Below are 13789 nucleotides of genomic sequence, written 5' to 3'. Positions count from 1 at the left end.
AGACAGCAACGTGCAGCACAAGATTTTCAGCAGTTTCGTGATGGCCGGCTACGAGTGTTCCACTCAACGCCGCGCCGATGGGCGCCGACTGGACATGCTTGCGGCGACTCGTCACGACCAATGGGCAGGGGAGGATTACCGCCAGCTCGCCACGCTGGGCATTCGCTGCGCCAGGGATGGCCTGCGCTGGCATCTGATCGAGCGGCAACCGGGCCGTTACGACTGGCGCAGCTTCCTGCCGATGTTGCGCGCCGCCCAGCGCCACGATGTGCAAGTCGTCTGGGATCTGTGCCATTACGGCTACCCCGACGATCTGGACATCTGGCGCCCAGGCTTCGTCGAGCGGTTTGCCCGGTTTGCCGGCGCCGTGGCGCGGCTGATGCGCGATGAAGGGATCGACGTCCCGTTCTATTCGCCGATCAATGAAATCTCTTTCTGGAGTTGGGCCGGTGGTGACGTCGCCTATTTCAACCCAGGTGCGCAACGGCGGGGCACGGAGCTCAAGCATCAATTGGTGCGCGCGAGTATCGCGGCCATCGAGGCGATTCGCGAGTCGGCTCCGAATGCGCGGTTTGTCCAGTGCGATCCGCTGATCAACGTGCTGTCCGCGACTCGGCGAGCCGAGGACATCGAGGCCGCCGAGGCCTATCGACAATCCCAGTTCGAGGCCTTGGATTTGCTGACCGGAAGAAGTTGGCCGGGACTGGGCGGGCGGGAAGAATACCTGGACATCCTCGGGGTGAATTTCTATCCCCATAACCAATGGTTCCTCCACGGCAACCGGATCGAGCCGGGAAACCCCGAATACCGCCCGCTGGTGGGCATGCTCAGTGAGGTCCACCAGCGTTACCGCAGGGCGATGCTGCTGTCGGAAACCGGTGCCGAAGACACCGCTCGCGTACCCTGGTTGCAGTACATCGGCGAGCAACTGGCCTTGGCCATCGAGCGCGGCATTCCGATGGCGGGAATGTGTTGGTATCCGTTTCTCGACTATCCGGGGTGGGACGACGACCGCTACTGTCCCACCGGCGTGTTCGGCTATGCCGACAGCAGAGGCAGCCGTGCGTCTTTCCATCCGCTGTCGAGCGCGGTCACAGCGTTGCAGGCGCGCTTCGCCGCACCCCTGGCGACGGCGCAACTGCCATGAACAGTCAGCAACCCCATGGACTGCCGTTACCCAACACTGCGATCGCGTTCCTATGGCGCTACGTCACCCTCAGGCCGTGGCATTTCGCGACCTTGTTCCTGCTGATCGTTGGCGCCGCGAGTTGCGCCGTGGCGGTGCAGTTCGGCATGAAACTGTTGGTGGATGCGATGGCCCAGGGCCGGGAGGCCGCGGGCCATGTATGGCTGCCGTTCACGGTGTTCATCGCCCTGATCGTGGTCGAAAACGTGTTCTGGCGTTCGGGGGGCTACCTGGGTTGCCGGACGGTGGTTGCCAGTTGCGCGGACCTGCGGATCGACCTGTTCAATCACCTGACCGGCCATCCGATGCGCTACTTCTCCGAGCATTTCGCTGGCGCCCTGGCCAATCGGATTTCCTCCGCGGGCGCGGCGGCGGGGTCCATCTACGGTGGTCTGGCGTGGAAAATCATCCCGCCCTGCGTCGACTTCATTGGCGCTGTCGTGGTGCTGTTCACCGTGCGACTGTCCATGGGCATCGCGTTGATCGGCGCCGTGGTCGTGGTGGCGACGTTGATCACGGTGATGGGTCTGCGAGGCCGCAGCCGGCACATCGACTTCGCGTCCCAGGCTGCGCGTGTCGGTGGCGAGCTGGTGGATCAGGTCTCCAATGTCTGGACAATCAAGGCATTTTCCGCCCGGCATCGGGAACGGCGTCGGCTCGAACAGGCGATTGGCGTCGAGGCCAAGGCCCAACGCCGTAGTTGGATCTACTTGGAAAAAGCCAGGGTCTTGCACGATATCTGCCTGTCGATCATGGCGGGTGGCATGCTTGGCTGGTCGATCCTGTTGTGGCAGGACGGGCAGATCACCCCGGGTGATGTGGTGATGGTCAGCGCGTTGTCGTTTCGCATCCTGCACGGCTCAAGGGACTTGGCGCTGGCGCTGGTAGACACCTCGCAGCAGATGGGCGTGATCGCCGAGACCCTGCGCATCATCGTCCAGCCGCACGCCCTCAGTGACAGCGCGGCGGAGCTGGTGCCCGGGCGCGGCAATATTCGCTTTATCGATGTGAGCTACAGCTACGCCGACGGGCGCGGCGCGATCAAGCACTTGTTCCTCGATATTCCCGCTGGGCAGAAGGTCGGCATCGTTGGCCCTTCGGGGGCGGGCAAGTCGACGCTGGTCAGCCTTGTCCAGCGGCTCGATGATGTGCGCAGCGGGGTGATCCTGATTGATGACCGGGACGTGCGCTCAGTCAGCCAGGACAGCCTGCGCCGTCAGATCGCCGTGGTGCCCCAGGAACCGGCGCTGTTCAATCGGACCATTTTCGAAAACATCGCCTATGGCCAGCCCGATGCCACCGAGCAACAGGTCCTCGACGCGGCCCGCCATGCCTATTGCGAAGAGTTTATCCGCGATCTGCCAGAGGGCTTCAATACGCTGGTCGGGGAGCGCGGCGTGATGCTTTCGGGCGGCCAGCGCCAGCGCCTCGGGTTGGCGCGGGCGTTCCTGAAAAACGCGCCAATCCTGATTCTCGACGAAGCCACCTCGGCCCTGGACACCGCGTCCGAAACCAAGGTGCAGATGGCGCTGGACGACCTGATGCGCGGCCGCACTGTCCTGGCGGTGGCGCATCGTCTGTCGACGGTCGCCCGATTCGATCGAATCCTCGTACTGCAGGCCGGAACAATCGTCCAGGACGGTTCGCCCGATGAACTGCGCCACCGCAAAGGACCGTTCCAGACGCTGTGGCAGGCTCAGGGGATGGAATTGGGCAAGCGTTAGCGGCCGGGATGATGCTGGATGGGCTGCCGCCTTCGCGAGCAAGCTCGCTCCCACAGGGGACGGTGATGTGGGGTGGTTGCGGGCATGGCGCAGAACTTATGTGGGAGCGAGCCTGCTCGCGAAAGCGGTGGTTCGGCTTGAACACAGCTGGGGAGGTGGGGCAAAGGTGCTTGCCTTTGCAGGTTCAGTTGGAAAAAACTGACACTTTTCCAGGCTGTGTCGAATGCTTATGACGCCTCAATTACCTACTGAAATCAATTCGCAGGTTTCCCGAGTGCTCGAGGTGCTGAAGCGTCATCTTGATCAGCACCTGCGCGCCGTCCTCTTGTTTGGCTCAGCGGTGGACGGTGGCCTCAAGCCCAACAGCGACATCGACCTGTTGGTGTTCGTCGGCCTGCAATTGCCTGACCCCGTGAGGCATGGGCTGATGAAGGGTCTGCTGACCGTCTCGGCCTGGCCGCCGACCGATTCGCTCCGGCCGTTGGAAGTGACGGTGGTCGCCCTGGAGGCGATCGTCCCGTGGCGATATCCACCGGTGCGCGAGTTGCAGTTCGGGGAGTGGTTGCGCGAGGACTTGCAGGCTGGGCATTTCGAGCCGGCCATGGAGGACCACGACCTGGCCATCCTGTTGACCAAGGCCAGGCAGCACAGCGTTTGCCTGTTTGGCACACCTATCGACGAAACGCTCAGCCCAGTGCCGGAGGCTGACCTGACCCGGGCGTTGTACGACACCACCACGCAATGGAATGAAGACGCCGATTGGCAAGATGAACAGTGCAACGTGGTGCTGGCATTGGCGCGCATCTGGCTCACCCTCGAGACAGGCGACATCGCGCCCAAGGACGAGGCGGCGGCATGGCTGCTGGACCGTTTGCCCCAGGCCCATCGATCCGTGCTGGATACGGCCCGTGGCGTCTATCTTGGGCGGTCGACTGATGATCTCGCTGACAAACCTGGACAGGTCAGGGCGTTCGTGGCGCATGCGCGACAGGAGATCGACCGGCTCTATGCTCGGCTTCGTGCCGACGTTCAGCCGCCCCGATTCTGATTGATAAAGTCCACGAACGCCCGCAATGGCGAGGGCAGGTAGCGGCGCCCGGGATAATAAAGAAACGGTCCGGTAAAGCGCTGCCACCAGGGTTCGAGTACGGGTTCGAGTACGCCACTGTCCAGGTACGGCCGCAGCCAATCCTCGAACAAATGGACAACACCCAGGCCGTCGATGGCCGCTTGTACCGCCAGGTCCATCGCCCCGCCAATGCGCACGATCAATGGGCCGTTCGGCTCGACGCTGATGGTTTCCCCGTCACGTTCATACTCCCAGAGTGGCATGGCGCCGCTGGGGAACTTGCCGGCCAGGCAAGCGTGTTGAAGCAGATCCCGCGGGTGTTCGGGGCGGCCCCGGGCGTCGAGGTATGCCGGCGAGGCGGCGGTGGCGAAGCGCTGCAAGCGCGGGCCGATGGGAATGGCGATCATGTCCTGCTCAAGACGTTCGTCGTAGCGAATGCCGGCGTCACACCCGGCCGCGAGCATGTCGACGAAGCTTTCTTCAGTCACCACTTCCAGGCGGATGTCAGGGTAGTTTTTCAGAAACGGCGCGATGACCGCGGGCAACACCAGCCGGGCGGCGCTGACCGGCACGTTCAACCGGAGGGTGCCCGAGGGGCGGTCGCGAAAATCGTTGACCACGTCCAGGGCCGACTCGACTTCGCCCAAGGCCGGCACGATGCGTTCCATCAACCGTGCCCCGGCCTCGGTTGGCACCACGCTGCGGGTGGTGCGGTTGAGCAGGCGCACGCCGAGGCGGCTTTCGATCCGTCGTACCGCGTCGCTGAGGCTGGACGCCGATTTGCCGCTGATCCGCGCGCCTTCACGAAACCCGCCCGCATTCACTACCGCCACGAAGGACAGCAAGTCCTGGATATCCGCCGCCATTGTTCTCTCCGCCGTACAACCCGTTCGGATTGCACCTGATTATCAGTGGAGTGGTCAACGCCTATAGTCGGCCCAGGCACATTTAATCCAAGGGGCACGAGATGAGCAGGGCAGACACCGCAGGGACTTTTCAACTGGGCGACCGTACCGTCAATCGCATGGGCTACGGCGCGATGCAGCTGGCGGGGCCCCAGGTTTTCGGGCCGCCCAAGGATCCGGAAGCGGCTATCGCCGTGCTGCGCGAAGCGGTGGCGGCGGGCGTCAACCATATCGACACCGCCGACTTCTACGGGCCGCATGTCACCAATCGGTTGATCCGTGAGGCGCTGCACCCTTACGCCGAGGATCTGGTCATCGTGACCAAGGTTGGCGCCGTTCGAGGCGCCGATGCGTCCTGGAACCCGGCCCACAGCCCGGCCGAGCTGATCCGCGCTGTCCATGACAATCTGCGCAACCTTGGTGTGGATGTCCTGGAAGTGGTCAACTTGCGTGCCTGGGGCAATCTGCATGCACCCGCCGATGACGACATCGAGGAACAGTTCTCGACGCTGGCCGAGTTGCAGCGCCAAGGCCTGATCCGGCATCTGGGCCTGAGCAACGTCACGGCGTCCCAAGTCAAGCAGGCCCAAGGCATTGCGAACGTGGTGTGCGTGCAGAATCACTACAACCTGACCCACCGTGATGATGAACAGTTGATTGTCGAGCTGGGCAAGCAAGGCATCGCCTACGTGCCGTTCTTCCCATTGGGTGGGTTTACGCCGCTTCAATCGCAAACCCTTTCCAGCGTAGCGGCGCGCCTGGAGGCGTCACCGCTGTGCGTCGCGTTGGCGTGGCTGCTGCAACGCGCACCGAATATCCTGCTGATTCCCGGTACGTCATCGGTGACGCACCTGCGGGAAAACCTCTCGGCGAGTGGGCTGCGGATTCCGGCGCAGATGTTGGCCGAGTTGGATGGGTTGGTTGACTGGTAAATGGCTGACACCCGTGGCGAGGGAGCTTGCTCCCGCTGGGCTGCGCAGCAGACCCAAGATCGTGCGATTGCTGCGCAATCGAGCGGGAGCAAGCTCCCTCGCCACGGATACTTCAGACGGGCTGTATCAAGATCTAGCCGTCGCTTTTTTCCGTCTCGTTTCGGTGATGTTCAGGCCAGCTGTCAATCGGTCGCTGGCGGTCCTCGTTGAACATTTCCGTGAGCAGCGCATTGGCGCGTCGGTAGGCGTCGTGCCGGAACTTGAGGTCGTCTTCCGGCTGGGCGACGATTTCCTCGAGCATGCGCAGGTTGAGGCGACGGAACTGATCGGCGCGTTCGCGCGCCTCGTACGCGCCGACGCCCATCTGCACCAAGGCGCTGCGACCCAATGCCAGCGCGCTTTCAAAGGTCTCCCGCTCGGCGCTTTCCACGCCCAGTTGCCGCAGGGTGATCAGGTGCGCCATGTCCCGCGCCCGCACGATCAGTTTCAGCGCGGGGAAATGTTCCTGGGCCATGCGGGTCAGCGTCAGGTTGTCCTGCTGGTCGTCTATCGCATTGATCAGCACCACCGCCTGGGCCGCGCCGGCCGCGTGGAGTAGATCCAGGCGCGTGGCGTCGCCGTAGAACACTTTCACGCCGAACTTGCGCAGCGTCTCGATGTTGTCGGGGTCATGATCCAGAACGACCACTTCGACGCCGCAGGACATCAGCAAACGCCCGGCTATCTGCCCGAAACGGCCGAAGCCGGCGATGATCACGCGAGGGTTCTGCTGATCGACGAGGTCGGATTCTTGACTGTCCTTCTTGGTGGCCGACTCTATTCGGTCCAGCAATAGGATCAGCAGTGGCGTCAGGCACATGGACAGGGCCACCGCCAGCGTCAGGCTCTTGCCCCACTGGTCGGTGAGGATGCCCGCCAGCGTCGCGGCGCCGAACACCACGAAGGCGAATTCGCTGCCCTGGCCGAGCAGCACCGCTTGCCAGGAGCGCTGACCGGCGGGGACGTTCAGGAAGCGGCTGACGGTTTTGATCACCAGCAGTTTGATCAGGATGAAGCCCAGGGTCAGGGTCATAACTTTCAGCGGTGCGTTGATCAGCGTGCCGAAATCGATCGACATGCCGACACCAATGAAGAACAGGCCCAGCAACAAGCCTTTGAACGGCTCGATGTCGCTTTCCAGCGCATGACGGTATTCGGAACTCGCCAACAAGACCCCGGCGAGGAACGCGCCCATGGCCATCGACAGGCCGGCTTCTTCCAGAAGAAAACCAAAACCGAACACCAGGAACAGTGCCACGGCACTGAAGATCTCCCGCAGGCCTGAGCGCGCGGCGAAGCGCAGCAGCGGCCGCGTCACGTAGCGCCCGAGCAGCACGACGACGCTGATGGCGGCGACGATCTTCACGATCGACAGCGCCAGGGCCAGGCCTGACGGGGTTTCGCCGTGGGCCGACAACAAGGGGATCATGGCGACCAGGGGAATGGCCGCGATGTCCTGGAATAACAGCACGGCAAAACTGCTGCGTCCGACGGCGGTGGCGGTCAGGTTGCGTTCGCTCATCGCTTGCATGGCGATGGCCGTGGAGGACAGGCTCAAGGTCAGGCCGACCAGCAGCGCCGCCGTCCAGTTCAGGCCCAGGACCGCACAGAACGCCGCGATCGCACCGCCGCAGGCCAGCATCTGCAAGGCGCCGCCGCCGAACACCATTCGGCGCAGCGCCCACAGGCGTTTGGGATCAAGCTCAAGGCCGATGATGAACAGCATCAGCACGACGCCGATTTCGGCGAATTCCAGGATCGCCTTCACGTCGGTGATGAGCTTGAGCCCCCACGGGCCGATCACGCAGCCGGCCAGCAGGTAACCCAGCACCGGGCCGAGGCCGAAGCGCACGGCAATCGGCACGATCAGCGTCGCCGAGGCCAGGTAGATGAGCATTTCTATCAGGCTGTGCGTCTCCATCTCAATCTTCCTTCCAGGCGGCCAGGCGTGCGCCGTAGTGTTCGATTTGTGCGCGTTGGGTGCCGGACTCGGCGGCATACGCGCCGTGCACGGCGACCGGTTCCAGCCAGCGCATGTGGCAATAAAGCGCCGTGGCGTGGAGCGGCTGGGCCAACGCTGAAAAGTCCGGGTACGCGCCGATCTGGAAATGTTCCGGCTCGCCACCCGTGGTCACGACCCACAGCAGGCCCTTGCCGTTGAGCGCGGTGGTGCCTTTGCCGTAGGCCCAGCCATGGGTGAACACCTTGTCGATCCACAATTTCAGAAGCGGCGGCATGCTGTACCAGTACATTGGGTGCTGGAGCACGACCAGTTGTGCCTGTTCGACGGCGCGCTGTTCCGCCTCGACGTCGATGGCGAAGTCCGGATAGAGATCGTAGAGCGACCGTATGACCACGTCCGGATTGGCGGACGCGCGCTTGAGCATCTGCTGGTTGACCCGCGACTGGTCGGGGTAGGGATGGGCGTAAACGATCAGGATCATCGGGGCAATTCCACGAGACAGGGTCCGGGTCAAAAGGCCGGACATCCTACCGAAATCGCGTGTGGTTTAGGGCATCGTTGTTCAGCGCGCCTCGCTGGGGTCAATTGAGCGGCAGCGAGACTTTGGCTTCCAGGCCTCCCTCGCGTCGATTCCTGAGGACCAGTGTGCCGCCATGCTCCAGCACCGTCGCCCGTGCCGCCGACAGGCCCAGACCGACGCCGCCGGTGTTCTTGTTGCGCGAGCCCTCGACGCGAAAGAACGGCGCGAATACCTGCTCTTGATATTGAGGCGCGATGCCCGGCCCGCGGTCGACGATGCGGATCTCGACGCAATCGGCGAAGGCTTTCAAACGAACGCCCGGTTCGCTGCCATATTTGACTGCGTTGTCGATCAGGTTGGTCAACGCACGCTTGATCCCGATGGGCCGACCGACATAGACAAAGCGCTGGGCGCCTTCGAACGATACTTCGGTGCCGGCGTCCCTGAAGTCGTCGACGACGGTGTGCAACAGCTCAGCCAGGTCGAATGCCGTGGCGTGTTCCAGGCGCGCTTCGTCGCGGAAGAATTCCAGTGCGGCGTTGACCATCGCCTGCATCTCGTCGACGTCCCTGAACAGCTTCGATTGCTGGTCGGTGTCCTCGATGAATTCCCCGCGCAGGCGCATGCGGGTCAACGGTGCCCGCAGGTCGTGGGAGATGGCCGCGAGCATCTGCGTGCGGTCCTGGACGAAGTGCTTGAGCTGGGCCTGCATGGCGTTGAACGCCAGGATCGCCTGGCGGATTTCATAAGGGCCCACGACCGGGATCGGCGGCGCCCGGAAATCCACGCCGAAGCGCCGCGCGCCCTCGGCAAAGTGCTCCAGGGGTGTCGCCAGGTGTCGGGTGGCGATCAGCGCGACGATCAAGGTTGAGAGCAGGATCAGCGCGATGATGATCAGGTTGCGCTGCCATTCGCTGAGGCCCCAACTGCGGGACGTCACGGAGAATATGGCCCAGGTGTGGTCGGTCAGCTCGATGATCACCGCGTAGCGCCTGTCCGGGTCATCCTTGGTCGGCCAATCGTCCGGCTCATAGGCCTCGATCCGGGCGTCTGGCCTGTTCAATTGTCGGCGCAGAAAAACCGAGCCTTCGCTGAACTCCGGGTCCCCAATGACTGGCAACCGGGCCTCCTCATGACGCTGCAGCCATTGCACGTCGAGCCCGAGATCGCTGGCGGCCCTGGCAACGTCGGGCCGTTGCTCGGGGGCCGCCGAGTCGATGATGCGGGTAATCGCCGCGGCCTTGTCCATCAGGCCGGTTTCCATCAGGGGAGGGCGCGCCCAGGCACCGGCCAATGCGCCGAACAATTCGTTGAGGGCCAGCAACGTCAGCATCGCCACCATCGTGGTCAAGGCGATCCAGCGCGCCACGGTGTCCCGTGGTCGAGACACTTTCGTGGGGCCCGGTGTCATCGCTTCACCACGTGGGGGCTGAACAGGTAGCCGCTGTTGCGGACGGTGCGGATCATCGACGGACCGGTGACGTCGCTCTCCAGTTTTCGGCGCAGTCGGCTGACCTGCACGTCGATGCTTCGGTCGAACGCATCGAAGGTCTCGCCACGGGCCAGGTCCAGTAGTTGCTGGCGGGTGAGCACCCGGCGTGGATGTTCGGCGAAGACCAGCAACAGTTCGAACTCGCCGCTGGACAGCGGAATCATGACCTTGTCGGGGGACCGCAACTCGCGGCGGGTGACGTCCAGTTGCCAGCCGTCGAATTCCAGGACCGGGCGGGTCAAATCGCCCAAGGTGCCCCTGGCTTCACCGGTACGCCGAAGGACGGCGCGCACCCGGGCCAGCAGTTCGCGGGCGTCGAAGGGTTTGGTCAGGTAGTCGTCGGCGCCCATTTCCAGACCGACGACGCGGTCGCTCAATTCGCCCATGGCGGTGAGCATGATGATCCCGACCCGATGTTCGGTGCGCAGGCGTTGGCAGAGCACCAGACCGTTGTCGCCCGGCAGCATCACGTCGAGGATAATCAGGTCCGGCTGCCGGCGCTCCACCGCTTGCCACAGGGCGTTTCCGTCGGCGGCGACTTCGACGCTATAGCCATGTTGTTCGAGGAATTTGCGCAGGAGGGCGAGGACTTCGAGGTCATCGTCCACCAGGAGTAAATGGCTCACGGTGGTCACGTCGGGCAATGAATACGGGATGGAATACTAGGGGCAATCCGGGGCTTGCGTCATATATTTCAATCCGGAAACAAAGCTGCCGGCGGGCAATATTCTGGAAATCTGCGGGCAAGAAAACGGCGGCAGGATGGGGTCGATGTCGGTCTATCCAAAGAGTCAGTTCTACCCATAACCCGTGGCGAGGGAGCTTGCTCCCGCTTGAGTGCGAAGCGCTCACCGCTTTTAGGGGGCCGCTACGCGACCCAGCGGGAGCAAGCTCCCTCGCCACGGGTTTGGTGTTCGGCTTTTAACCGGCATTGGCACCATCCCATTCCTCCCCGAGATAGCCCCGCATGCCGATCCTCAAACCTGCGCCGTTGTTTGTCCGATCCACCGTCATCGTCGCGCTGGCGGCATTCGCCAGCGGTTGCACCAGTACGCCCGCTACCACGCCGGGCAGTTGTGAGAGCGTTCCCTTCGCCGTCCATGACCCGGCCGAACCGGTGAACCGTGGCATCTTCGCCTTCAACCGCGCCGTCGACGATTACGCCCTGGCGCCCATTGCCCGTGGGTATCGCAAATTGCCGGACATGTTCCAGGCTGGCGTGCACAACTTCGTCGCCAACTTCGGCGAGCCCAAGGTATTCATCAATGATCTGCTGCAAGGCAACGGGCAGCGTTCGGTCAACACGCTGGGCCGTTTTGCCATTAACACCACGGTGGGCATCGTCGGGTTGATCGATGTGTCGGGCAAGCTGGGCATCGAGCGCCACGAGTCGGATTTCGGCCAGACGTTCGGCGTCTGGGACATCGCTCCCGGACCGATCGTCGAACTGCCGCTGCTGGGCACCGCCAACCTGAGGGATGCGACCGGCAAGGTGGTGAGCTTTGCGGTCGATCCGTTCGGCGACAACAGCGATACCGTTAAAACCCTGGGCACGATCAAGACCGTGGGTGGCGTCGTCGATGGCCGCGCGCAGGCGTTGCCGCTCACCGACACGCTCCAGGCCCAGCCTGATTACTATGTGGCGCTTCGCGACGCCATCGCCCAGCGCCGTGCCGATTTTGTCGCGCAAGGAAAGTTGGGTTCCGTCCAGGACGCGCCGCACTGTGGGGATGAGGGCGCCGCGAATGAATAGCCAGGCGCTGGTCCTGCATCGACGGGTGAAAACCCTCGACCAGGGTGCGTTGCATTGCCGCGAAATGGAGTTGCGGCTGGCCGAGGATGGTCGTCACGTGCTGTTCAGCCGCTACGTCGAACGGTACGACCCGCAGCAGGTCGGTCAATCGGCAACCCAGCACTATCGCGTGCCCTTGGCGAGCATGATTCGCTGGATGGTCAATAACGGCGAGCGGGGGAGTGCGCCGTGACGAACGGTACCCGCCCCGGTGTCTTTGCGCCGCCGGGGCGCATGAAACATTTCCACATAATTCCAGCCTGATTCTTGTTGTACGATGTCGTACGTAATGTGGTCGACTGTTTCCGTTTCTCACAAAAACAACAACGGAGACTCATCCATGTCGAGCATTCCTTCCGCCGAAGGCCAGGCCGTGGCCCCTGCGCAAAGCCGTTTCGTGCGACTGCTGAAGCTTCTAGGCCCCGGCATCATCGCAGTGCTGTCCTGGCTGGGCGCCGGCGACCTCATCACGTCGTCCGTGGCCGGCGCGAACTATGGCTACGCCATGATGTGGGTGCTGGCGGTGTCCCTGCTGTTGCGATATTTGATCGTCAACATCATCGCGCGCTTCCAGCTCTGCAATAACCAGGGCATGACCATCCTCCAGGGCTACGCCCAGCTCAATCCGTTCTTCGCCTGGTTCCTGCTGGTGTACGCGCTGCTCATGGGCCACTTGATGAACGCCTACATGATCAAGGGCGCCGGCGAGGCCCTGGCGATGTTGCTCAAGGTCGACTATCCGCTGCTGTGTTCAGTGGCGGTGGTGCTGGCGGTGTGGATGCTCGTCGGGCGCAATATCTATTCGATGATCGAAGGCGTGATGAAGGCGCTGCTGGCGATCATGACCCTGGCGTTCCTGGCCCTGGCGGTCATGTCCGGCCCGGATGTCGCCGGGATCGTCAAAGGCACCATCGGCTTCAGCATTCCACCCGATGAAGGCGTGCACGGCGCGCTGCTGGTGGCGGTCTCGGTGATCGGTGCGGTGGCGGGTTCCATCGCCAATTTTGTCCACCCTTATGTCATGCGCCAGAAAGGCTGGATCGGGCCCGAGCACAAGCGCGTCCAGCGCAACGACCTGCTGTTTGCGGTGTTCGTCGGGATCGTCATCAACCTGGCGATCTGGATCGTCGGCGCGGAGATCCTTCGGCCAAACGGTATCGAAGTGAAAACCCTGGGCGACCTGGGCAAGGCCCTGGAAATGTTCTTCGGCTCGATCGGTTGGTACGTGTTCTTCGTCGGCGTCTTCGCCACGCTGTTCGCCAGCATTTCCGGCAAGACCACGGCATTCCCGATGTTGATCACCGACGCCTTCCAGCACGTGCGGCCCGAGCGTCGCCAGCGCTATGGCAAGGAGTTCCACCGCGACCCGATGCACAAGTGGTTCATGTTGTTCATCCTCGTCACGCCATTGATCTGGTCGCTGCCGGGCATGCCGGACTTCGTGACGCTGACCATCGGTGTCAATGCGCTGAACATCGTCGGCCTGCCGGTGATCTCCCTGGGCCTGCTGATCATGTCCAACCAGAAATCGCTGCTGGGCAAGGAATACCGCAACAACCTGTTCGAGAACATTGCGCTGATGTTTGCAACCGGCCTGGCGTTGTGGGTCGCGTTCCAGTTGGGCGTCGATCTGTTCACCTGAGTCCTGGCCATTCACCTTCCGGAGGGGCTGCTAGACTTCACGGTCCAGTCCCTTTCGGAGAATCCGCATGAACAACAAGAACAGGATCTGCCTCTGGTACGACGGCACCGCGCAAGAGGCGGCGGAGTTTTACGCACGCACCTTTCCCGACAGCGCCGTGAACGCCATCCACCATGCGCCGGGCGATTATCCTTCGGGCAATCAGGGCGATGTGATCACGGTGGATTTCACGGTGATCGGCATTCCTTGCATCGGCTTGAACGGCGGGGCGATGTTCAAGCACAGCGAGGCGTTTTCGTTCCAGATTGCAACCGACGACCAGGCCGAGACCGACCGCTTGTGGAATGCGATCATCGACAACGGCGGCCAGGCGAGCGCCTGCGGCTGGTGCAAGGACAAGTGGGGCGTGTCGTGGCAGATCAGCCCTCGGGTGCTGGTGGATGCGGTCACCAGTTCCGACAAAGCCGCCGCCAAGCGCGCCTTCGAGGCCATGATGACGATGACCAGGATCGACATCGCGGCGAT

General features: G+C 63.0%; 13 protein-coding genes. 8 read left to right on the top strand and 5 right to left on the bottom strand.

The genetic code is table 11. The features are described 5' to 3' along the window. Nucleotides 1-40 precede the first annotated feature (40 nt). The 3 genes from FHK92_RS08855 to FHK92_RS08845 all read left to right on the top strand — a co-directional run bounded on the left by FHK92_RS08855 (nucleotide 41) and on the right by FHK92_RS08845 (nucleotide 3958). Nucleotides 41-1147, top strand: coding sequence for a beta-glucosidase (locus tag FHK92_RS08855; protein WP_181287844.1), 1107 nt, complete (start codon nucleotides 41-43; stop codon nucleotides 1145-1147). Beyond that, on the top strand, nucleotides 1144-2910 hold the full coding sequence (locus FHK92_RS08850; protein ID WP_181287722.1) for an ABC transporter ATP-binding protein: 1767 nt from the start codon (nucleotides 1144-1146) through the stop codon (nucleotides 2908-2910). Before FHK92_RS08855 ends, FHK92_RS08850 begins: the two co-directional genes overlap by 4 nt. 229 nt (nucleotides 2911-3139) lie before the next feature. Then, nucleotides 3140-3958, top strand: coding sequence for an aminoglycoside adenylyltransferase family protein (locus FHK92_RS08845; RefSeq protein WP_181287843.1), 819 nt, complete (start codon nucleotides 3140-3142; stop codon nucleotides 3956-3958). Here the strand turns inward: FHK92_RS08845 and FHK92_RS08840 are convergent. After that, on the bottom strand, nucleotides 3940-4845 hold the full coding sequence (locus FHK92_RS08840; protein WP_181287721.1) for a LysR family transcriptional regulator: 906 nt from the start codon (nucleotides 4843-4845) through the stop codon (nucleotides 3940-3942). The two genes, FHK92_RS08845 and FHK92_RS08840, sit on opposite strands and share 19 nt — an antisense overlap. Before the next feature lie 101 nt (nucleotides 4846-4946). On the opposite strand from FHK92_RS08840, the gene FHK92_RS08835 reads away from it, so the two are divergent. Next, nucleotides 4947-5816: an aldo/keto reductase family oxidoreductase gene (locus FHK92_RS08835; RefSeq protein ID WP_181287720.1), complete on the top strand. Its 870-nt coding sequence runs from the start codon at nucleotides 4947-4949 to the stop codon at nucleotides 5814-5816. Between the two features lie 133 nt (nucleotides 5817-5949). Here FHK92_RS08835 and kefC read toward each other — a convergent pair whose 3' ends face one another. The 4 genes from kefC to FHK92_RS08815 all read right to left on the bottom strand — a co-directional run bounded on the left by kefC (nucleotide 5950) and on the right by FHK92_RS08815 (nucleotide 10456). After that, nucleotides 5950-7776 carry a glutathione-regulated potassium-efflux system protein KefC gene (gene kefC / locus FHK92_RS08830; protein ID WP_181287719.1) on the bottom strand — a complete coding sequence of 609 codons (1827 nt, stop codon included), beginning with the start codon at nucleotides 7774-7776 and terminating at the stop codon, nucleotides 5950-5952. A 1-nt stretch (nucleotide 7777) separates the two neighbouring features. Next, complete coding sequence (kefF, locus tag FHK92_RS08825; RefSeq protein WP_181287718.1) at nucleotides 7778-8299, bottom strand: glutathione-regulated potassium-efflux system oxidoreductase KefF; 522 nt, start codon at nucleotides 8297-8299, stop codon at nucleotides 7778-7780. A gap of 100 nt (nucleotides 8300-8399) precedes the next feature. Next, entirely contained in the window at nucleotides 8400-9749 is a 1350-nt protein-coding gene (locus FHK92_RS08820) for a sensor histidine kinase (RefSeq protein ID WP_181287717.1), read from the bottom strand. After that, on the bottom strand, nucleotides 9746-10456 hold the full coding sequence (locus FHK92_RS08815) for a response regulator (protein ID WP_181287716.1): 711 nt from the start codon (nucleotides 10454-10456) through the stop codon (nucleotides 9746-9748). The genes FHK92_RS08820 and FHK92_RS08815 overlap by 4 nt, the downstream gene beginning before the upstream one ends. 341 nt (nucleotides 10457-10797) lie before the next feature. Between FHK92_RS08815 and FHK92_RS08810 the strand changes: the two genes are divergently transcribed. The 4 genes from FHK92_RS08810 to FHK92_RS08795 all read left to right on the top strand — a co-directional run. Further along, nucleotides 10798-11583, top strand: coding sequence for an MlaA family lipoprotein (locus FHK92_RS08810; protein WP_181287715.1), 786 nt, complete (start codon nucleotides 10798-10800; stop codon nucleotides 11581-11583). Further along, nucleotides 11576-11815 (top strand): hypothetical protein, encoded by a 240-nt coding sequence (locus FHK92_RS08805; RefSeq protein WP_181287714.1) that lies wholly within the window; start codon nucleotides 11576-11578, stop codon nucleotides 11813-11815. Before FHK92_RS08810 ends, FHK92_RS08805 begins: the two co-directional genes overlap by 8 nt. A gap of 147 nt (nucleotides 11816-11962) precedes the next feature. Further along, entirely contained in the window at nucleotides 11963-13264 is a 1302-nt protein-coding gene (locus FHK92_RS08800) for an Nramp family divalent metal transporter (RefSeq protein WP_181287713.1), read from the top strand. Between the two features lie 67 nt (nucleotides 13265-13331). After that, on the top strand, nucleotides 13332-13789 hold a 458-nt coding region (locus tag FHK92_RS08795; RefSeq protein ID WP_181287842.1), incomplete at its 3' end, for a VOC family protein.

Origin of the sequence: Pseudomonas brassicacearum subsp. neoaurantiaca, from assembly GCF_013608025.1 — a bacterium.
GTDB lineage: Bacteria > Pseudomonadota > Gammaproteobacteria > Pseudomonadales > Pseudomonadaceae > Aquipseudomonas.
The sequence above is the reverse complement of the archived record's forward strand: the minus strand, read 5'-3'. Positions and strand labels throughout refer to the sequence as shown.

Coding starts and splice junctions, on each gene's coding strand:
- FHK92_RS08855 (WP_181287844.1), top strand. CDS start 41: ATGGCCGGCTACGAGTGTTCCACTCAACGCCGCGCCGATGGGCGCCGA.
- FHK92_RS08850 (WP_181287722.1), top strand. CDS start 1,144: ATGAACAGTCAGCAACCCCATGGACTGCCGTTACCCAACACTGCGATC.
- FHK92_RS08845 (WP_181287843.1), top strand. CDS start 3,140: ATGACGCCTCAATTACCTACTGAAATCAATTCGCAGGTTTCCCGAGTG.
- FHK92_RS08840 (WP_181287721.1), bottom strand. CDS start 4,845: ATGGCGGCGGATATCCAGGACTTGCTGTCCTTCGTGGCGGTAGTGAAT.
- FHK92_RS08835 (WP_181287720.1), top strand. CDS start 4,947: ATGAGCAGGGCAGACACCGCAGGGACTTTTCAACTGGGCGACCGTACC.
- kefC (WP_181287719.1), bottom strand. CDS start 7,776: ATGGAGACGCACAGCCTGATAGAAATGCTCATCTACCTGGCCTCGGCG.
- kefF (WP_181287718.1), bottom strand. CDS start 8,299: ATGATCCTGATCGTTTACGCCCATCCCTACCCCGACCAGTCGCGGGTC.
- FHK92_RS08820 (WP_181287717.1), bottom strand. CDS start 9,749: ATGACACCGGGCCCCACGAAAGTGTCTCGACCACGGGACACCGTGGCG.
- FHK92_RS08810 (WP_181287715.1), top strand. CDS start 10,798: ATGCCGATCCTCAAACCTGCGCCGTTGTTTGTCCGATCCACCGTCATC.
- FHK92_RS08805 (WP_181287714.1), top strand. CDS start 11,576: ATGAATAGCCAGGCGCTGGTCCTGCATCGACGGGTGAAAACCCTCGAC.
- FHK92_RS08800 (WP_181287713.1), top strand. CDS start 11,963: ATGTCGAGCATTCCTTCCGCCGAAGGCCAGGCCGTGGCCCCTGCGCAA.